Origin of the sequence: Planococcus citreus, from assembly GCF_003664125.1 — a bacterium.
GTDB lineage: Bacteria > Bacillota > Bacilli > Bacillales_A > Planococcaceae > Planococcus > Planococcus citreus.
In genome coordinates this window covers 451,307-470,822 of record NZ_RCCP01000001.1, presented here as the reverse complement: position 1 = coordinate 470,822, position 19,516 = coordinate 451,307, and the positions used below count along the sequence as shown (strand labels likewise).

The following is a 19,516-nucleotide window of genomic DNA, read 5'->3' as shown; positions in this document are numbered from 1 at the left end:
AGATGAAGAAAAAATCCTTACTCTGGCTCTTCGCGCTCGTACTAATTGTTTCCGCATTCCTAGCGGCGTGCGGTGGAGGCAGCGATGATGCCAGCGAGTCAGGCTCAGAAGGCGAAGGCTCTTCTGAAGGTGCCGCAGACGGCGAACCACAAAAAGGCGGGACGCTCGTATACGGCCTTGACGCTCCACCGGAAGGTTTATACTCTTCCGCATTTTACGGCATTGCCACTGATTTTGAAGTCATCGAACTATTCGATGAAGCATTGATTAACTATAACGAAAACCTAGAACCTGAACCAAACGTCGCTTCTTGGGAAACTGAAGACAATAAAGTTTTCAACTTCACTTTTGAAGAAGGCGTGAAATGGCATAACGGAGAAGAATTGACTGTCAACGACTGGGTATTTGCACTTGAAACAATTGCAGATCCTGATTATGACGGCCCCCGCTACACAAACGTGCAAACAATCGAAGGCGCTGAAGCTTATCGCAACGGCGATGCAGATTCCATCTCAGGAATCGAAGTGGTGAGCGACTATGAAATCAACATCACTTTCGATGAAGCACGCGTAAACAACCTGACGAACCTCTGGGCATACCCAATGCCTGAATCCGTTCTTGGCGATGTGCCGGTTGCAGAAATGTCAGCATCGGAATGGGTGCGTTCGACTCCAATCGGAATCGGGCCATTCAAAGTCGACAAAATCGTTCCTGGAGAATCTGTTGAATTCTCGAAATTCGATGAGTACTGGAACGGCGATGTTAACTTGGATAAAATTGTCTTGCGCGTTATCGACAACTCATCAGTTGTTGGCGCTTTGCAGAACAATGACATCGATATGATTTCCCTTCAGCCGGTATCCGGCCCTGAAGTAGAACCTCTAGAAAATGTCGAAATCGTTACTTACCCTGGTTTGACTTATTATTATGTAGGATTCAAGCTCGGTAAATTCGATAACGAATCCCAAACGATCACAGAAGAACTTCCGAAATACCAAAGTAAAGAGCTTCGACAGGCCATGATGTATGCGTTGAACCGCCAGGAATGGGTGGATGCATTCTTCTTCGGCTATGCAGATGTTGTCAACAAGCCAGTACCGTCTTCTCACTGGAATGCGGCAGATGATAGCGAATTGATTCAATACGAATACGATCCAGAAAAATCGAAACAGATGCTGGATGAAGCAGGATACGTTGATACGAACGATGACGGATTCCGTGAAGATCCAAATGGCGACGAGTTTGTCGTGAAATTCTCGCATTATGCAACAGGCAACCCGACTTTCGAATCCCGTGCACAAGCAATCGCCCAGTATTTCGAAGCGGTCGGACTGCGTTCTGAAGTGGAGATGGTCGAAGTCAACCTATACTACGATATGGTCGAAAAAGATGATGCTTCTATTGAAACATTCTTCGGCGGCTGGGGCACGGGAACTGACCCGGATCCATCTGGACTATGGAAAGCAGACCAGCTTTGGAACTACCCGCGCTATAACAATCCTGAAGCAGACCAATTGCTAGACGATGCACTGGATATCGAAATCGTCGGCACTGACCAGGAAAAACGCAAAGAATTGTATGTAGAATGGCAGAAGATCGTCAACGAAGACCTCCCGATGCTCTACATCGCGGAACTTGAAGAAATCATGGCACTTAATAACCGTGTCGGTGGAGTTGAATATGACGTATCCGGTCAAAACAGCCCTGCTGAATGGTTCGTAACAGAATAAAATCAGCAACAAACCTTCAACGATGGGCGGTCCGCCCATCGTTGAATCTTTATATGAAGCTCTTATGCACGGTAAGGGCTGTTTCAAAAAACAATCCTTACCGTGCACGAGAGCACAGCCGAGAACCTATCAGACAAGGAGAGTACCTATGCTTAAATATTCGATTAGACGATTGCTTGGAATGATACCGATGCTGATCTTGATTTCCATCGTTGTCTTCAGCCTCGCCAAACTGATGCCCGGCGATTCACTCAGCGGGGAAATCGATCCGCTCAATACCAACCCGGAGTACATAGCGGAAATGCGCGAAAAACTCGGCTATAACGATCCGTTGCCAATCCAGTATTTTAACTGGATCACTGGATTCATCCAAGGGGATTTCGGAAAATCCACACGCTTTAAAATCCCTGTATTCGATTTGATCATGGAAAAAGTGCCGAATACTTTATTGTTGGGTGTTACGGCACTCATCATCACTTACATCATGGCGTTTATCATGGGTATGTATTCAGGCAGGCGGCCTTATACTTTAGGTGATAACGCCATTGCAGGGTTCAACTACGTCATGCTGGCAATTCCATCTTTTGTCGCTGCCGTTTTCGCAATTTATATTTTTGCATTCCAGTTGAACTGGTTCCCGTTTGCGGGCTCAGTCGATATTTTGACAGAACAGGGAAGCTTTGAATACTATGTAAGCCGCATGCACCATGTGTTGCTGCCGGCGATTGTTCTCGGGGCAATGAGCACGGCGAGCTACACGCAATTTTTACGCAATGACATCATCGAGAATTCCCGCAAAGACTTTGTCCGGACAGCGCGCGCGAAGGGTACGCCGATGAAGAAAATCTATAATGTACATATCCTGCGCAATTCGATCATTCCGTTGGTCACTTTTCTCGGCTTTGATTTTGCCGCGTTGATTGGTGGAGCCATCATCACAGAGACGATTTTCACTTATCCGGGCATCGGCCAGCTGTTCTTGGAATCCGTGACGAGCCGGGACTATCCAACATTGATGGCCTTGACCATGCTTTTGTCGTTCCTTACATTGTTTGGTAATTTATTGGCAGATATTCTATACGGCGTCGTGGACCCACGAATTCGCCTGGATTGAGGAGGAAGCAGTAAAATGGCATCATCAACTACCATTACCCAACAGAAGAAGCCGGAAAGAAGCTTGTCTCCTTGGCAGATTGCCAGAAGGAAATTCGTGCGCAATAAATTGGCGATGATCAGTTCCTTTTTTATCGTACTGGTCACTTTAATGTCGTTATCGGCACCATTTATCGCACCGGTGTTGTCGCCGCTGCCGGATATTTCAAAAGTCAATATCAGCGCGATGAATATCGAGCCGAACGGCGAACACCTTCTCGGAACGGATAAAAGCGGGCGCGATGTCTTGACGCGTTTGTTCTACGGGGGCCGAATTTCGCTATTGGTCGGTTTTAGTGCAACGCTCATTGTCATTACTTTAGGAACAGTGGTCGGCGCGCTTGCCGGATTTTTCGGCGGCTTTATCGACAGCATCTTGATGCGCTTCACGGATTTCGTATTGAATTTCCCGTTCCTTGTCTTCGTCATCGTTTTGAACACGATCCTCTATGGCATCGTGGATGGCTTATGGGTCTTGATCATGGTCATCGGTGCGCTCAGCTGGGGGGGCGTCGCCCGCTTGGTGCGCAGCAAAGTGTTGGCAGAAAAAGAGAATGAGTATATCCTGGCCGCTTTATCGATCGGCTGTTCCCCGTTCAAAGTCATCACGAAACATCTGTTGCCCAATGTCATCTCGACCATCATCGTGCAAGGGACCTTAATTTTTGCGACGATGATTGTCATCGAATCGGCACTTAGCTATTTAGGCTTTGGCGTCCCGCAAGCGACACCGAGCTGGGGCAATATGCTGTCTTCTGCCAACGAGCCGGATGTCCTGCAAGGCAAGCCATGGATCTGGATGCCTCCAGCCATCATTATTACCTTGACGATCCTGTCGATCAACTTTATCGGGGAAGGGTTGAAGGATGCGTTGAATCCGAAATCGTTGCGTTAATTTAAACAAAACAAAAAGGATGAACAAGTGGCATACCACTTCGTTCATCCTTTTTATTTTGAGAGAGGGAAGTGCCTCAGCGTTTCCGTTTGCGTCCTAGGCCCATCGCGTTCTCCATTTTCTTCAATGTTTTATTGGCGATGAAATTAGCTTTTTCTGCGCCTTCATCGAGGATCGTATCAAGCTCTTCGGAGTCGAGCAATTTATAGTAGCGCTCTTGGATCGGTGCCAGGTGGTCCGTGATCGCTTTGGCAACACCCGCTTTAAAATCACCATAGCCGCCGCCTTCGTATTTAGCGACCAGTTCGTCGATGGAGGCTCCTGTTAAGGCCGCTTCGATCGATAAGAGGTTGGATACGCCAGGCTTGTTTTCGGGATCGTATTTGACGATTCCTTCTGAGTCGGTGACGGCGCTTTTCACTTTCTTTTCGATGGTTTTCAAATCATCCAACAATGTGATGATTGATTTTTTGTTTGAATCGGACTTGCTCATCTTTTTCGTCGGATCCTGCAAGGACATGACGCGCGCACCGTGTTTCGGTATCCGGATGTCCGGTATCGTGAAGATGTCATTGTATTTTCTATTGAACCGCTCTGCCAAGTCGCGTGTCAATTCGATATGCTGTTTCTGATCGTCGCCGACAGGGACGATGTCCGTTTGGTACAAAAGAATGTCAGCAGCCATTAAAGGCGGGTATGTCAGGAGTCCGGCAGAGATGGAAGCGGCCTTGGCCGATTTGTCTTTGAACTGTGTCATGCGTTCGAGCTCACCAATGGTCGAGACGCATTGCAGCATCCAGCCGGCCTGTGCGTGCGCCGGCACTTCCGATTGGATGAACAGCGTAACTTTTTCCGGATCGATGCCGACAGCAAGGTATAGCGCGGCAAGCGATTTTATATTCTTTCTTAATTCAAGCCGGTCCTGTGGCATGGTGATGGCATGTTGGTCGACGATGCAGAAGATACAATCATATTCTTCCTGCAGTTCAGTAAACTGCTTGAACGCTCCGATATAATTGCCAAGTGTAACCGTACCGGTTGGCTGTACGCCTGAAAAAATTTTCTTCAATGCAATTCCTCCTCTAATGGGTAAACTAAAAATGGATACAAAAAAGCACATCTCCGTCCCTGGAACTAAAGGGACGAATGATGTGCGGTTCCGCGGTACCACCCTGGTTGCCGCAGCAGCGGCCTCTTATCTCCTTAACGTGGAGAACTCGAAAGCGGCTACTTGTTTCGCCGCTTTAGCTCGAAAGTCCATTCAATACAGTCTTCTGCTTGTTCACACCAACCACAAGCTCTCTTATTATAGAAGAAACTGCATTTACTACTCTTTGTCAACGCTCATTTTGTATTGAATTTATTATAATACAAAAGAGATTGGCGCTGCAATACGCAATTCTACGATTGATAGAACGCCAAAGAAATAGCCATGGCAACCAAAGTCGCCCCGCCCACGATCAAGAGTGGGGAACTTGAGAATGCCAACACTTCCGATGGGAGGCGCATCTCGTCGTCCTCGAGCGTGGACTTGCTTTTGAACACCTTGCGCATGCTCATCGTAAATACGTCGAAAACCCCTGTCCGGACGACGAATACCCAGGCACCGAAAAATACAAGGATGCCCCCGTAGATAAAGGAGTTATTGATATATGACAGCAGTGAAAACGGTTCGCTTCGCACAAGCATCGTCAGTACGATGACCAATTGCACAGCGGCAATTCCGATGATTATTTTTTTCATTATGGCACCCCTATTCGTTCTTATTGTAGAAGAAATAACAAAAAAAATCAAAAAATTATTCGAAATTCATCTGATAAGAAAACGCTTACATGACGCGCTTTTCAGCCTATTAGTGATATTGTGAACAGCATGATTAATGGTGAAAGTGTAAAATATTCCAAAAAAAACGCTGTACAACAAAAAATATTTATGTATAATTAATCATGTACCAATTTTTCAGAAAATTTAAGGGGGCAAAATCAGTGAAAAACAGCAAGATTTTATGGCTACTTGGCCTGGTTTTGGTACTTAGTGCTTTCCTAGCTGCTTGCGGCGGCGGAGACGACACTGATACTGGGACAGAAAACACAGACACAGAAGGTACAGAAGGCGCAGAAGGCAACGGCGGCGAGCCTGACTCTGTACAAGAACTAAACTTGGTCGAAGGAGCAGAAATTCCGTCAATGGATTCTTCGATTGCTGAGGATGCAGTAGCATTCAACATCCTTAACAACGTAAACGAAGGTTTGTTCCGCTTGAACCAAGAAAACATTGCTGAACCTGCACTTGCTGATGGCGAGCCTGAGATCAGTGAAGATGGCTTGACGTATACTTTCAAACTACGTGATGCTAACTGGTCGGACGGTACACCGATCACAGCTAACGATTTCGTCTATGCTTGGCAGCGCGCGATTGATCCAGCCACCGGTTCACCTTACGGACCATACATGATGGCAGGAACAATTAAAAACGCTACAGAAGTATCTGAAGGGGACATGGAAGTCTCTGAACTAGGAATCACAGCTGAAGACGACAAGACTCTTGTCGTAGAACTTGAGCGCCCGACTCCTTACTTCATGTCATTGATGGCTTTCGGTACATTCTACCCATTGAACGAAGAATTCGTAACTGAGCAAGGCGATAACTACGCTTCTAACTCTGAAACAATCCTATACAACGGACCGTTCACTCTTACTAACTGGGATGGCACTGGCCTGACTTGGACAATGGAGAAAAACGCTGAGTACTGGGATGCTGAAACTGTTCAACTTGAAACAATCAATGTTGACGTTGTAAAAGAAACTTCTACGCAAGTTAACCTTTACCAATCTGGTGAAAAAGACCGTGTCGGACTTTCTGGCGAATTCGCAATGCAATATGCTGAAGACCCAGAAGTGGTGAAAGAACTTGAACCAACTTTGTTCTACTTGAAATTTAACCAAGAACGTAATGGCGAAGAAACTCCACTTGCTAACGAAAACATCCGTAAAGCGATTGCTACTGGCTTCAACAAGCAAGACCTTGTAGATGTAGTTCTAGCAAACGGATCACTTCCAGCTAACTACCTTGTACCAACTGATTTCTCCTTCAACGAAGCTGGCGAAGATTTCCGTGATATCAACGGAGACATGCTGCCATTCAACGCTGAAGAAGCGAAAACTTATTGGGAAAAAGGCCTAGAGGAAATCGGCGAAACAGAAGTGACTATGGAACTTCTCGGCGGCGACTCTGAGCTTGCAGGTAAAATGGATGCTTACTTGAAAGAGCAACTTGAAACAAACCTTGAAGGTTTGACAGTTAACTTGAAAGCTGTACCATTCGGCGTACGCCTTGAGCTTGATGAAGCACAAGACTACGATATCCAAAACTCTGGATGGGGCCCTGACTACCAGGATCCAATGACATTCATCGACCTATTCGTAACTGGCTCTTCTCACAACTTGATGTCTTACTCTAGTGAAGAGTTCGATAACTTGGTTGAGCAAGCTAAAGGCGAATTGGCACAGGATGCTGAAGGACGCTGGGAAGCAATGGCTCAAGCTGAAAAAATCTTGATTGAAGAAGACGCTGCTATCGCACCGATCTATCAGCGCGGTATCATGTCCCTTCAAAAGCCATATGTTAACAACATCATCAAACACCCATTCGGTGGAGATTACAGCTACAAATGGGCTTACATTTCCGGTAAGGAATAAGAATTCCCAACTGAATGTACTTTAGGAAAACATAATAGAAAGAGAGTATATCAAGGGATTGATATACTCTCTTTTCTACTGTAGATAAATTCACCGAAAATTAACGGTATTCTGCTTAATCAGAAAAATACAAGTGTCGATTGATGCTTGATATAATAGAGCGATTTTATTTTGGAGGTGCACCATGGCACGCTATATTGGAAAAAGATTAATTTATATGTTCATCACCTTAGCGCTTATTGCCACGTTTACATTTTTCTTGATGAAAATATTACCAGGTTCCCCAATTGCTTCCGCAGATAAGCTATCTCCTGAACAACGGGCAGTCGTAGAGGCACGGTACGGACTGGACCAACCCCTTCCTGTTCAATATTTCGATTATATGTTTGGTTTGCTACAAGGTGATTTGGGTATTTCGATTAACCAATTCAAAGGCGCAAACGTAACGGATGTTATTTTAAGCCGCATGGGGCCGTCAGCCCAGATCGGATTCCAAGGAATGCTCCTCGGAACTGTTCTTGGAATCCTATTCGGGATGGTCGCGGCGCTCAGGCAAAATACATGGGTGGATTATGGCAGTACGATTGTTGCAATCATCGGTATATCCATTCCATCGTTTGTTTTTGCATCCATGCTACAATATTGGCTCGGTTTAAAATGGGACCTGTTCCCAGTGGCGCTGTGGAAAGATGGATTCATGTCCAGCGTATTGCCATCAATAGCATTGGCGATGTTCCCACTGGCAACGGCTGCACGGTTTATTCGTACAGAAATGATCGAAGTTCTTGGATCTGACTACATCACGTTAGCAAAAGCTAAAGGGGCCAGCGGGTCTGAAATCGCTTTCAAACACGCATTCCGAAATGCTTTAATTCCACTGATTACGGTTCTTGGGCCGATGGCAGTCAGCATTTTGACAGGTTCACTCGTAGTCGAGCAGATTTTTGCGATTCCTGGAATCGGTGAGCAATTCGTAAAATCAATCATGGTCAATGACTTCTCAATTATCATGGGTACAACCATTTTCTTCTCTGTATTCTTAATTGTCGTCATTTTGGTTGTGGATATTTTGTACGGCGTCATCGATCCTCGTATTCGTCTTTCAGGAGGTAAGAGTTAATGACACAGAATTATGAAAAGCTTCCTCAAGATGCATTCACTCGCATCCCTAGAGATACACAAGAGGCAGAAAAAATCTCCAAACCAAGTGTCAGCTTTTGGCAGGATGCTTGGCGCAGCCTGAAGAAAAACAAAGGAGCAATCATCAGTTTGATTCTCTTTGGCTTGATTGTTCTCATGTCCTTTATCGGACCAATGATCAGCCCTTACGAACCAAATGACCAGACCATTACACATGCCAACTTGCCGCCGAAAATGCCTGTTATCGAAAACCTTGGTATCATGGATGGTGTTGGTACATTAGGCGGCCGTGAAGTCGATTTGTATGAAATGAAAAATGTCGAACAGAATTATTGGTTCGGGACGGATGGCCTCGGCCGTGATATGTTCTCTCGTGTATGGAAAGGAACTCAAGTATCCTTGTTTATCGCCTTCGTGGCAGCAGCAATCGATATGTTGATCGGTGTCATTTATGGCGGGATCTCTGGTTACTTCGGAGGCCGTGTGGATGATGTCATGCAGCGTATTGTTGAGATTTTGACAGGTATTCCAAACCTGGTCGTCGTTATCCTCTTTATCCTTATCATGGACCCGGGGATACTCGCGATCATCATCGCCTTGACGATTACCGGTTGGACCGGAATGTCGCGGGTGGTGCGTGGTCAGGTTCTTAAATATAAGAGCCAGGAATTCGTCCTCGCAGCCCGCACGCTTGGCGCAAGCGATACCCGCATCATCTGGAAGCATTTGATGCCGAACGTTCTTGGCGTCATCATCATCAACACGATGTTCACGATCCCAGGCGCGATTTTCTTCGAAGCATTCTTGAGCTTTATCGGGCTCGGGCTTCAAGCTCCGGATGCGTCTCTTGGGACATTGATCAATGATGGGTATAAACTGATCCAGTATCAGCCGCATATTCTTTTGTTCCCGGCTGTCGTGTTGAGTTTGATCATGATCGCATTTAACCTAATCGGTGACGGCTTGCGCGATGCGCTCGATCCGAAGATGAAAGATTAAGGAGGAAAGCCTTAGATGGAAAAAATACTTCAAGTAAAAGACCTCGAACTTTCCTTCCACACATTTGGTGGCGAAGTAAAGGCAATCCGAGGCGTCAACTTTGATCTATATAAAGGTGAAACATTGGCAATCGTAGGTGAATCCGGTTCCGGTAAATCCGTTACAACCAAATCGATCATGCGTTTATTGCCCGAAGCAACTTCAGAATTCAAAAACGGTGAAATCCTTTTCGGCGGGCGTGACTTGACGAAATTGAGCGATAAGGAAATGCAGAAAATCCGCGGAAAAGACATCTCGATGATTTTCCAGGATCCTATGACATCGCTCAACCCGACGATGCCGATTGGCCGCCAGATTACAGAGCCGATTTTGAAGCACCAAAAAATCAGCAAAGACGAAGCGAAAAAAGTCGCGATCGACTTGTTGCGTTTAGTAGGCATGCCAAAACCCGAGCTTCGCATGAAACAATATCCTCACCAATTCTCAGGTGGACAGCGCCAGCGTATCGTTATTGCCATTGCGCTAGCGTGCAACCCGCAGATCTTGATCGCTGATGAGCCGACAACTGCTCTCGATGTGACGATCCAAGCGCAAATCCTGGAATTGATGAAAGACTTGCAGAAGAAAATCGATACGTCGATTATTTTCATCACCCATGACCTTGGGGTAGTGGCAAACGTGGCAGATCGCGTAGCAGTCATGTACGGAGGGAAAATCGTAGAAATCGGCACAGTCGATGAGATTTTCTACAACCCGCAGCATCCATACACATGGGGCCTTCTCAGTTCAATGCCTTCAATGGATGCAGAAGATGCAAAACTGTATGCGATTCCTGGCACGCCGCCGGATCTTCTCGATCCACCAAAAGGCGATGCATTCGCGCTGCGCAGTGAATACGCCATGAAGATCGATATGGAACAGCCGCCTCCGTTCTTTAAAGTCAGCGATACGCACATGGCGGCCACATGGCTTCTTCATCCTGAAGCGCCAGCAGTTGAACCGCCTGAAATGGTTATCGAACGGATGAAAAAGTTCCCTGGAAGCCGTTATTATGAAGGGAGCGCGAACTAATGGCTGAAAAATTGGTTGAAATCAAGAACCTCAAACAACATTTCAATGCCGGAAAAGCAAACGAAGTAAAAGCAGTCGATGGCATTTCTTTCGATATTTATAAAGGGGAAACGCTTGGCCTTGTAGGCGAGTCAGGTTGCGGAAAATCCACAACTGGCCGCTCGATCATTCGTTTGTACGATGCGACAGATGGCCAAGTTCTTTATGAAGGTGAAAGTGTGCACGGCAAGAAAAACAAGAAAGACCTAAAGAAATTCAACCGTAAAATGCAGATGATTTTCCAGGATCCTTATGCTTCCTTGAACCAACGGATGAAAGTCATGGATATCATCGCTGAAGGCATCGATATCCACGGTTTGGCAAAAGACGCCAACGACCGCAAGAAAATGGTCTATGACCTATTGGAAACGGTCGGCTTGAATAAAGAGCACGCGAACCGTTATCCGCATGAATTCTCAGGCGGGCAGCGCCAGCGTTTAGGTATTGCGCGTGCTCTGGCGGTAGATCCGGACTTTATCATCGCGGATGAGCCGATTTCTGCTCTCGATGTTTCCATCCAGGCCCAGGTCGTCAACTTGCTGAAAGAGCTTCAGGAAGAAAAAGGTTTGACGTATCTGTTCATCGCACACGATTTGTCGATGGTTAAATACATTTCAGATCGCATCGGCGTTATGTACTTTGGTAAGTTGGTGGAATTGGCGCCAGCTGACGAATTGTACGAAAACCCTATGCATCCATATACGCAATCATTGCTTTCGGCGATACCGCTTCCGGACCCGAACTATGAGCGCAACCGTACGCGTAAAGCATACGACCCGGCAGTCCATAACTATGTGGATGGGGAAGATGTGAAAATGCGCGAAGTTTCACCGAACCATTTTGTCGATTGTTCAGAGAAAGAATTTGCTGAGATTCAAGAGCATCTAGCAGCCAAAAAATAGAACTCGTAAAGCACGTACCTGTTTATAAGGTGCGTGCTTTTTTTTGAACGGAACAAATGCTGGGGATATTTTCTCAAAACAAATAAATGTCTGAGTTTCTCTAAATTTACTAAATTATCCTGCTTAAAGTACGTAAAAATGGTAGACTGGAGAAAAGCGGAAAAGGTGTGTGAATTTTTGTGAAATCCTTGAAATGGCTTGCTGCATCCCTAGTTTTAGTGGGAAGTGCCAATGTAGTGCAGGCAGCTGAAACCGCAACAGAAGACTTTTCGACCCGAACATATGAATTAGCGAGCATCGACTCTGGCTTGCTTGGGACATCGGAACGATTCCGCTTCGATTCAGGATTGAATTTTGATTATCCTGATGTGGTCCGGGGAATATTCGTCACTGGAAACTCAGCCGGGGGAGAGCGATTTTCTTCACTGGTCGATCTCATAGGAAATACCGATTTGAACGCGATGGTCATTGACGTCAAGGAAGACATGGGGCATTTAACGTATATCCCGGAAGAAGATTCCTCGCTGGCTGATAAAGACATCGGAACTTCATTGATTAAGGATCCCCGTGCAATGCTTGAACAAATGGAACAGGAGCAAATCTACCCGATTGCGCGCGTGGTTGTCTTCAAGGACACAGTGCTTGCAGAGCAGCAGCCAGAGCTTTCATTTACTTCCGGAGGGGAAGTATGGAAGAACAACAGGGGCGAGGCGTTCGTCAATCCGTTCATGCAGGATGTGTGGGATTATAATGTAGAAGTGGCGATCGAAGCAGCTAAACTAGGTTTCAAGGAAATCCAGTTCGATTATGTGCGCTTTCCAGAAGGGTTTGAACGGCTTGGTGAGCAACTTGACTACTCGATGGGCGATTATGCAGAATCCAATTTAGACCCGGTTCAGCGCCGTGTGGAAGCTGTGACAGATTTCGTCGCTTATGCGAAAGAAAAGCTTGAACCTTATGGAGTAGAGGTATCGGTTGATATCTTCGGCTATGCAGCCACTGTTTCGGAAGCACCTGGCATCGGCCAGAACTTCTCGAAGATCTCCGAGAACGTCGATGTCATCTCTTCAATGATTTATCCGAGCCATTGGAAAAAGTACTTCGGAATCGAAAAGCCAGATCTGGAACCTTATAAATTGGTCGCTGAGTATGCTAAAGTGGAAAACGATGTTCTTTCCAAGCTAGACGATGCGCCCGTATCGCGCCCGTGGCTACAGGATTTCACGGCTAGCTACCTGGGGGCAGGAAACTATAAGCGCTACGGTAAGGCAGAAGTGGAAGCCCAGATTCGCGCTTTAAACGAACAAGGAATTGATGAATTCCTTCTTTGGAACGCTGGAAACCGCTATTCAGCTGGAGTCGACTATACACCCGAATAAACGAAATGCCCTTGCTGTCATACAGACGACCAGCAAGGGCACTTTTTTGCAGGCGTTATGCTTTTTAAATAAACTTTAAATTTGAAACCTTTCACGATATGAAACGTACTATATGATAGAAGCTTTGTTTTCAAAAGAAATTTGTAAATGAGAATAAAATTTTCTTATTGAAGTTTAATTGATAAAAGAAGCGGGTAAATTCTTAATGTATAAGTTTTACAAACTCTCAGAAAATGTAGCGAGACTGTGACAAAATCAATGTTTTTTTGAAATTCTCGCCGTTAGCTATATATTACTGAAGCCCAATGTTGTATAATGATTGTAGAGCTTCTAAACGATAGTGATTCTAATTTAAGAATGAATTTCCTCAACACCTATGAATCCGAAAGGAAGTGCTTCATTATGATGGTTACATTATTCACTTCTCCAAGCTGTACGTCTTGCCGTAAGGCGAAAGCGTGGCTGGAAGAACATGATATCCCATATACAGAACGCAATATTTTCTCTGAACCTTTGACAATTAGTGAAATCAAAGAAATTTTACGTATGACAGAGGACGGAACCGATGAAATCATTTCGACTCGTTCGAAGATCTTCCAAAAACTGAATGTAGACGTAGAGAGCTTGCCATTGCAGCGCCTCTATGAATTGATCCAAGAACATCCGGGCTTATTGAGACGCCCGATCATCATGGATGAAAAACGCCTGCAAGTCGGTTATAACGAAGACGAGATTCGCCGGTTCTTGCCACGCAAAGTGCGCGCGTATCAATTGCTGGAAGCTCAGCGCATGGTCAACTAAGAATAAGGAGAAAAAGCTGTCCGGTCTTTATGGTATTTCATAAGGGATCATGGGACGGCTTTTCTTTATCTTTTTACAGAACGCCTAGAAAAAGTTTTCTGTCGACCCTATGTCGATCAACCTGATTAGTTGCAAAAGTCTGTCGATTCGATTAGACTCTAAGATAATTATCTTCTGGTGCCGCCTATAGGCAGAAAAATGTTTTTAAGCCTTCAGGAAAGGTATAATGAAGGTAGTAATAAATCACGGCTTTTGAGGAACTTCCTCTTAATCCGATCCGAAAAGGAGAGGTGTAAAATGGAAATAGAACGCATTAACGACAACACAGTGAAATTTTACATTTCCTATCTTGATGTTGAAGAGCGAGGGTTCAGCCGTGACGAAATTTGGTTTAACAGAGACAAAAGCGAAGAGCTTTTCTGGGAAATGATGGATGAAGTCAATGAAGAAGCCGATTTCGTTATGGAAGGGCCGCTGTGGATCCAAGTGCAAGCCATGGACAAAGGACTTGAAGTCACTGTCACTCGTGCGCAATTGACGAAAGACGGGCAAAAACTTGATTTGCCGGATGATATAGAAGAACGCCGCAAAATGTTTTCAGGGGAAGAAGCTGGTTCCCAGGAGTTTGATGAATTTGAACCGGTTTATGACGAGGGTGATACGAAGAAACTCGAATACTCGTTTGTTCTTTCTGAAGTGGAAGAATTGCTTCCGATTGCGAAGCGCCTCATGTATATGCCGGTCGATACGGCATTGTACCACTTTGACGGAAAGTATTATATGCACGTGAAATTTGATGAAATTCTGCATTCCGAAAAAGACATTAAAGACCAGTTGAGCGTCATCACTGAGTACTTGCAGCAAACCCCGATGACGATTCACCGTCTTGAAGAATACGGCAAGCCAATCTTCAAAGAAGATGCGTTGTCGAATGTATTGCATTATTTCGGCTAAAAACCTCCTCTTGGGAGGTTTTTTTTATGCTATTTTATGTAGGGGAAGCTGTGGCAGATTTTTAGAAGCCGCAGTATTTTTCGTATTGCGCATAATGGCTCTTCAACGTAAACTGAAAAAAAGGAGAGTGATTTATATACTGACAGCGCTCGATAATGGCTATTTATTCACGTTGCAAGCTTATCACACCAGGCAAGAGCTGATTCAGCTGCGAAGGGACCGAACGTTTCTATGTCCCGCCTGTGAATCCCCAGTCGTCTTAAAAGTCGGCACGACGAAAATTCCCCATTTTGCCCATCTCCAGCAATTCTCCTGCACGCCGGGCGGTGAACCGGAAACTCCGCTTCATCTGCTCGGAAAATCCCGCCTGTCCTCTTTTTTTTACGACAACAACATTCCGGTCCATGTCGAGCATTACTTACCCGCGATCAAGCAGCGGCCGGACCTGTTGGCCGAGAAATCTGCGATTGAATTCCAATGCAGCACATTAGCTGTAGAGCAAGTTGTGAAGCGCAGCCAAGGATATGCCAAAATGGGTCTTCACGCCGTATGGATCCGCGGCATAGAAAATGTGCCGGCTCCAGGACTGGGTATTTTCCAAATTCGCACCTTTGAAAGAGCAATGTTCCGCAGCACGCCACTTCATCCCCATCTCCTGCAATTCAACCCCAATCATTCCCTCTTCGTCTACTACTCCAACCTTTTTTATGTACAAGGAAACCGCTGGATCGGGAAGGCGTCGCTTTTGCCAATGAAGGAACAAGTTTTTCCTTTCGCGGTGCCGAAAAAATTAACAAAAGCAGAATACAAGCAGGTAATATCGCTCATGCGGATAGAAAAGAATAAATACATCCGTTCCCAATTATTTGCGAAAAATCGGATGAGAAACCCATTTTGGCGATTAAGCTATGAACTGCAACTCGACAAGGGGGACATCCCGGAAATTTTCGGGTTGCCGCTTGCAGGCGGGCATCTTTTTTTAGAGCATCCTCTTATTTGGCAAATGAAAGCAGCGCTTATAATCGAGTCTGGAAAACCTGTGGAGACCTTATTGGCTGATCAGCTGGTCAAGCTTGCGCCTTCTAGCATAGACAAGTGCAAGCCCTTGGAGGTGCTTTCGGCGTATGAAACTCTCTACAGAAATGGCCATTCCGTGTGTTTTTCGGAAGTGGTGGATATTTCCTATCATCTGCTTGCAAAAGCGTGGGAAAATTGAGAAAATAAGGTGTAATTCGTTTCCCGAAACAAGGGAAAGAGGAGGCAGCCAAATGACGGAAAAATTATTGACCAGAGATCAAGTGCCTGCAGAACTGACGTGGCGCTTGGAAGATATTTTTGCTACAGATTCACAATGGGAAGAGGAATTCAAAGCCGTCTCAGCACTGGCTGAGAAAGCTGGACAATATGAAGGTACTCTATCAGGAGGCGCGGACGCTTTGTATGACGCGCTAAGCTATAAAGATGAATTGTCGGAGCGATTGCGCAAACTCTATGCATACGCTCATATGCGCTACGACCAAGATACGACGAATTCAACATATCAGGCGATGGACAGCCGCATCAAATCGCTTTTCGCCAAAACAGCAGCAGGCTTGTCATTCATGACGCCTGAAATCCTGTCTTTGGATGAAGCAGAACTGAACCGCTATGTAGATGAACATCAAGGTCTGAAGCTATATAAGCATGCCCTTGAAGAACTTAATACGATGCGTCCGCACGTACTGAAAGCGGAGCAAGAAGCGCTGCTTGCACAATTATCGGAAGTGGTCGGAGCATCTTCCGAAACCTTCGGCATGCTTAACAATGCCGATCTGGAGTTTCCGGAAATCGAAAATGAAAACGGCGAAAAAGTGCAGATCACACATGGCAATTACATCCGTTTCATGGAAAGTAAAGACCGCCGCGTACGTGAAGACGCATTCAAAGCCGTTTATGCAACATATGGAAAATTCCGTAATACGTTTGCATCCACTTTATCCGGAAATGTTAAACGGGATAACGTTCACGCGAGAATCCGTAACTATTCATCGGCTCGCGAAGCGGCACTGTCGGATGACCATATTCCGGAAGCTGTCTACGATCAATTGGTCGAAACCGTCAACAACAACCTTCATCTATTGCAGCGCTACGTAGCGCTCCGCAAGGAAGTATTGGGCCTTGACCAAGTCCATATGTATGACATGTATACGCCGCTTGTTAAGGAAGTCAAGATGGAGATCCCTTATGACAAGGCGACAGGCATGATGCTCGAAGGCTTGAATGCGCTCGGTGAAGAATATGTCGGGATCGTCAAAAACGGCATCGACAACCGCTGGGTCGACGTGAAAGAAAACAAAGGCAAACGAAGTGGCGCTTATTCTTCCGGCGCTTATGGCACAAATCCTTATATACTGATGAACTGGCAGGACAATGTAGACAACCTGTTCACTTTGGCACATGAATTCGGCCATAGTGTACACAGCCACTACACAAGAGAAAACCAGCCGTTTGTCTATGGCGATTATTCCATCTTTGTGGCGGAAGTTGCATCGACGACAAATGAAGCCTTGTTGAATGAACACTTGGTCAATACGACAGAAGATGAGCAAGAACGCATTTACTTGCTCAACCACTGGCTGGATGGTTTCCGCGGCACAGTTTTCCGCCAGACGATGTTTGCTGAATTCGAGCACACAATCCACCAGATGGACCAGAACGGTGAAGCTTTGACGGCTGACCGGTTGACGGAAGTGTATTACGAATTGAACAAAAAGTATTTTGGTGAAGACATGGCAGTGGATGAAGAGATCGGCCTCGAATGGGCACGCATCCCGCATTTCTACTATAATTACTATGTATTCCAATATGCGACAGGATTCAGCGCAGCTACTGCATTAAGCAAAAAGATCCTTGAAGAAGGGCAGCCAGCTGTAGAGCGTTATATTAACGAATTCCTGAAAGCGGGCAGCTCCGATTACCCGATTGAAGTATTGAAAAAAGCCGGTGTGGACATGACCTCATCCGAGCCGGTCGAAGAGGCGTGCAAAGTCTTCGGGCAAAAGCTTGAAGAACTCGAAGGATTGCTATTGAAGAAATAAAAGACCGACGAAAACCTCTGCAGCGTGAGACCTGCAGAGGTTTTTTATGCGTTGTCTAGGGATTGTGATACTTGCATCGGTGGAAGAGGAGGGATGATGGACGATATTATAGCGAAATGGAAATAGGTAAGGATGGACAATGGAAAAAGGGGGTATTAGAGGATAATAAGTTATTCTTAAATAACTTATTTATCCGTTATGTTTATGTAAGCGCTTGATATTATGACAGATTTGTGAAATGGTTTGTGATTTATTGCATTAACTATTATGGCGTGATATTATTAGGTTGTGAAATTAATCACATACAAACATACACCCCTTTGTTTGAGCGTGAACATTTCTCCCATCCCCTTTGTGTAAGATAAGAAAGGCGCCTTCCGGACGTGGAAGGCGCCTTTCGCTATTATATAAAAGAAAAAATAAGCTAAGCTCCTATTGGGAGCTTAGCTTATTTTACTTTCCACAATGTGTCGTCCTGCATCGGGATGCGCTCCAGTTTCTGTTGCAGCACTTGCTTTTTCAGCTCGCGTTCTGCGGTTTGCTCGCTGATATTGTAGATGCTTGCGACCTCGTGCGTCGCCATTGTCGGATACTTTATGAACAGGTCATAGAGAGAAGGCGGGGATTGCCGGTTGAGCCGGTCTTTTCCCAGCATTTCCTGTAGGATGGTCAAATAGACGTCGTATGAATAAAGGCCTGAAACTTTGACGCCTTCGTCTTCGATGCATTCATTGAAAAAGACGATGCTTGGTACTTCGGAAATTTCCATTTCCCGTGTGATGCGAAGATCGCATTGGAATGCTTTGGCGCTGTGGACCGAATGAAAGTCATCCTTGAATTCAGCTTGGTCCAATTCCGCTTCTTCCGCAATTTCAAGCAGTACATCGTAGGATGTGACGTTTCTTGATTGTAGAAAAAGTTGTTCTTGCAGTTTGTGCAGGAAGCGATTGCCTGCCCGTTTGCCCTGGAGCTCTGCCGCTTTGATGGCGACGGACGGAAGTGCGGGATGTTCAAGCTCGTCTCCGGTCATATCGGCATTTTTTACGCTCATATTCAGGGCGGATAATTGTGTGCTTAAGATCATCCGCATGGAAAAATAATGGCCATACTCGATTTGTAATTTACGGATGATGGATTGAAGTTCCCAGCATGCGGGATTCATCGGATCCATGAACACGTATAATTCCATTGGTTTGCAGGAAACTTGGTGTTCGCGGATATCCTCTGCCAGATCCAGGTTGCTCACTCCAACTCCTCCTCACTGTCGTAATCATTTACCATATGGTGGGCGGTCAAAACGAGGCGGTTGAAAAATGTCTCGCGGAATTTGCCGCTGAGCCCGACTTCATCCATAGCTTCACTCATGCACTCAAGCCAAGCTTGTGCACGGTCTGGAGTGATTGGAAATGGATGATGGCGCGCTTTTAGGCGCGGGTGCCCGTGTTCCGCTGAATAGATATTTGGGCCGCCTAAGTATTGTGTTAAAAACTGTTTTTGTTTTCTCGCTGTTTCGGTCAGATCATCAGGGAAAATGGGTGCAAGTTGCGGATGTGCTGAGACGCGTGCGTAAAAGGCGTCCACCAGGTTTGATAAAGTTTCCGCGCCGATTTCATCGTACGGAATAAGCGGTTTTCCAGTCATCAGTCTTGTCCCCTTTGTGTTTGCTGTAAATCCATTCT

17 protein-coding genes and 1 other annotated feature are annotated in these 19,516 nt (G+C 45.7%); of the genes, 13 read left to right on the top strand and 4 right to left on the bottom strand.

The features are described 5' to 3' along the window. Positions 1–2 precede the first annotated feature (2 nt). The 3 genes from opp4A (at position 3) to opp4C (ending at position 3,777) form a co-directional block, all read left to right on the top strand. Positions 3–1,730, top strand: a complete 1,728-nt coding sequence (opp4A, locus tag DFR62_RS02455; RefSeq protein WP_121297872.1) for an oligopeptide ABC transporter substrate-binding protein — start codon at positions 3–5, stop codon at positions 1,728–1,730. A 148-nt stretch (positions 1,731–1,878) separates the two neighbouring features. Beyond that, positions 1,879–2,844 (top strand): oligopeptide ABC transporter permease, encoded by a 966-nt coding sequence (gene opp4B / locus DFR62_RS02450; protein ID WP_121297871.1) that lies wholly within the window; start codon positions 1,879–1,881, stop codon positions 2,842–2,844. A gap of 15 nt (positions 2,845–2,859) precedes the next feature. Beyond that, entirely contained in the window at positions 2,860–3,777 is a 918-nt protein-coding gene (gene opp4C / locus DFR62_RS02445; protein WP_121297870.1) for an oligopeptide ABC transporter permease, read from the top strand. A 76-nt stretch (positions 3,778–3,853) separates the two neighbouring features. Here opp4C and trpS read toward each other — a convergent pair whose 3' ends face one another. Both trpS and DFR62_RS02435 read right to left on the bottom strand, forming a co-directional pair. Then, positions 3,854–4,846, bottom strand: a complete 993-nt coding sequence (trpS, locus tag DFR62_RS02440) for a tryptophan--tRNA ligase (protein ID WP_121297869.1) — start codon at positions 4,844–4,846, stop codon at positions 3,854–3,856. 66 nt (positions 4,847–4,912) lie between these two features. Next, positions 4,913–5,127 (bottom strand) — a binding site (T-box leader). Positions 5,128–5,178: 51 nt separating this feature from the next. Next, positions 5,179–5,520 (bottom strand): DUF3899 domain-containing protein, encoded by a 342-nt coding sequence (locus DFR62_RS02435; protein WP_121297868.1) that lies wholly within the window; start codon positions 5,518–5,520, stop codon positions 5,179–5,181. A gap of 242 nt (positions 5,521–5,762) precedes the next feature. Between DFR62_RS02435 and DFR62_RS02430 the strand changes: the two genes are divergently transcribed. The 10 genes from DFR62_RS02430 to pepF all read left to right on the top strand — a co-directional run bounded on the left by DFR62_RS02430 (position 5,763) and on the right by pepF (position 17,837). After that, complete coding sequence (locus tag DFR62_RS02430) at positions 5,763–7,475, top strand: peptide ABC transporter substrate-binding protein (protein ID WP_121297867.1); 1,713 nt, start codon at positions 5,763–5,765, stop codon at positions 7,473–7,475. 184 nt (positions 7,476–7,659) lie between these two features. Further along, positions 7,660–8,595 (top strand): oligopeptide ABC transporter permease, encoded by a 936-nt coding sequence (opp3b, locus tag DFR62_RS02425; protein ID WP_121297866.1) that lies wholly within the window; start codon positions 7,660–7,662, stop codon positions 8,593–8,595. After that, positions 8,595–9,614: an oligopeptide ABC transporter permease gene (gene opp3C, locus DFR62_RS02420; protein ID WP_121297865.1), complete on the top strand. Its 1,020-nt coding sequence runs from the start codon at positions 8,595–8,597 to the stop codon at positions 9,612–9,614. The genes opp3b and opp3C overlap by 1 nt, the downstream gene beginning before the upstream one ends. A gap of 15 nt (positions 9,615–9,629) precedes the next feature. Continuing rightward, entirely contained in the window at positions 9,630–10,685 is a 1,056-nt protein-coding gene (locus tag DFR62_RS02415; RefSeq protein WP_121297864.1) for an ABC transporter ATP-binding protein, read from the top strand. Further along, on the top strand, positions 10,685–11,626 hold the full coding sequence (locus DFR62_RS02410; protein WP_121297863.1) for an ABC transporter ATP-binding protein: 942 nt from the start codon (positions 10,685–10,687) through the stop codon (positions 11,624–11,626). The genes DFR62_RS02415 and DFR62_RS02410 overlap by 1 nt, the downstream gene beginning before the upstream one ends. A 179-nt stretch (positions 11,627–11,805) precedes the next feature. After that, positions 11,806–13,005 (top strand): putative glycoside hydrolase, encoded by a 1,200-nt coding sequence (locus DFR62_RS02405; protein ID WP_175578519.1) that lies wholly within the window; start codon positions 11,806–11,808, stop codon positions 13,003–13,005. Positions 13,006–13,410: 405 nt separating this feature from the next. Further along, positions 13,411–13,806, top strand: coding sequence for a transcriptional regulator SpxA (gene spxA, locus DFR62_RS02400; RefSeq protein WP_008429739.1), 396 nt, complete (start codon positions 13,411–13,413; stop codon positions 13,804–13,806). Between the two features lie 297 nt (positions 13,807–14,103). Beyond that, the gene (mecA, locus tag DFR62_RS02395; protein ID WP_121297861.1) at positions 14,104–14,760 is read left to right on the top strand and encodes an adaptor protein MecA; all 657 of its coding nucleotides are present in this window, start codon (positions 14,104–14,106) and stop codon (positions 14,758–14,760) included. Then, the gene (locus tag DFR62_RS02390) at positions 14,738–15,976 is read left to right on the top strand and encodes a competence protein CoiA (RefSeq protein WP_158290806.1); all 1,239 of its coding nucleotides are present in this window, start codon (positions 14,738–14,740) and stop codon (positions 15,974–15,976) included. The genes mecA and DFR62_RS02390 overlap by 23 nt, the downstream gene beginning before the upstream one ends. Before the next feature lie 52 nt (positions 15,977–16,028). Beyond that, positions 16,029–17,837 (top strand): oligoendopeptidase F, encoded by a 1,809-nt coding sequence (pepF, locus tag DFR62_RS02385; protein ID WP_121297859.1) that lies wholly within the window; start codon positions 16,029–16,031, stop codon positions 17,835–17,837. Positions 17,838–18,285: 448 nt separating this feature from the next. Here the strand turns inward: pepF and DFR62_RS02380 are convergent, their stop codons facing one another. Both DFR62_RS02380 and DFR62_RS02375 read right to left on the bottom strand, forming a co-directional pair. Then, entirely contained in the window at positions 18,286–19,083 is a 798-nt protein-coding gene (locus DFR62_RS02380) for a ClpXP adapter SpxH family protein (RefSeq protein WP_121297858.1), read from the bottom strand. Then, the gene (locus DFR62_RS02375; protein ID WP_121297857.1) at positions 19,080–19,478 is read right to left on the bottom strand and encodes a globin domain-containing protein; all 399 of its coding nucleotides are present in this window, start codon (positions 19,476–19,478) and stop codon (positions 19,080–19,082) included. The genes DFR62_RS02380 and DFR62_RS02375 overlap by 4 nt, the downstream gene beginning before the upstream one ends. Positions 19,479–19,516 lie beyond the last annotated feature (38 nt).

Bases quoted from the DNA above. Each gene is read 5' to 3' on its own strand.
- DFR62_RS02390 (WP_158290806.1), top strand. From the start codon at position 14,738: ATGTATTGCATTATTTCGGCTAAAAACCTCCTCTTGGGAGGTTTTTTT.
- DFR62_RS02435 (WP_121297868.1), bottom strand. From the start codon at position 5,520: ATGAAAAAAATAATCATCGGAATTGCCGCTGTGCAATTGGTCATCGTA.
- spxA (WP_008429739.1), top strand. From the start codon at position 13,411: ATGGTTACATTATTCACTTCTCCAAGCTGTACGTCTTGCCGTAAGGCG.
- DFR62_RS02375 (WP_121297857.1), bottom strand. From the start codon at position 19,478: ATGACTGGAAAACCGCTTATTCCGTACGATGAAATCGGCGCGGAAACT.
- mecA (WP_121297861.1), top strand. From the start codon at position 14,104: ATGGAAATAGAACGCATTAACGACAACACAGTGAAATTTTACATTTCC.
- opp3b (WP_121297866.1), top strand. From the start codon at position 7,660: ATGGCACGCTATATTGGAAAAAGATTAATTTATATGTTCATCACCTTA.
- opp4C (WP_121297870.1), top strand. From the start codon at position 2,860: ATGGCATCATCAACTACCATTACCCAACAGAAGAAGCCGGAAAGAAGC.
- opp4A (WP_121297872.1), top strand. From the start codon at position 3: ATGAAGAAAAAATCCTTACTCTGGCTCTTCGCGCTCGTACTAATTGTT.
- DFR62_RS02410 (WP_121297863.1), top strand. From the start codon at position 10,685: ATGGCTGAAAAATTGGTTGAAATCAAGAACCTCAAACAACATTTCAAT.
- opp3C (WP_121297865.1), top strand. From the start codon at position 8,595: ATGACACAGAATTATGAAAAGCTTCCTCAAGATGCATTCACTCGCATC.
- DFR62_RS02415 (WP_121297864.1), top strand. From the start codon at position 9,630: ATGGAAAAAATACTTCAAGTAAAAGACCTCGAACTTTCCTTCCACACA.
- opp4B (WP_121297871.1), top strand. From the start codon at position 1,879: ATGCTTAAATATTCGATTAGACGATTGCTTGGAATGATACCGATGCTG.
- pepF (WP_121297859.1), top strand. From the start codon at position 16,029: ATGACGGAAAAATTATTGACCAGAGATCAAGTGCCTGCAGAACTGACG.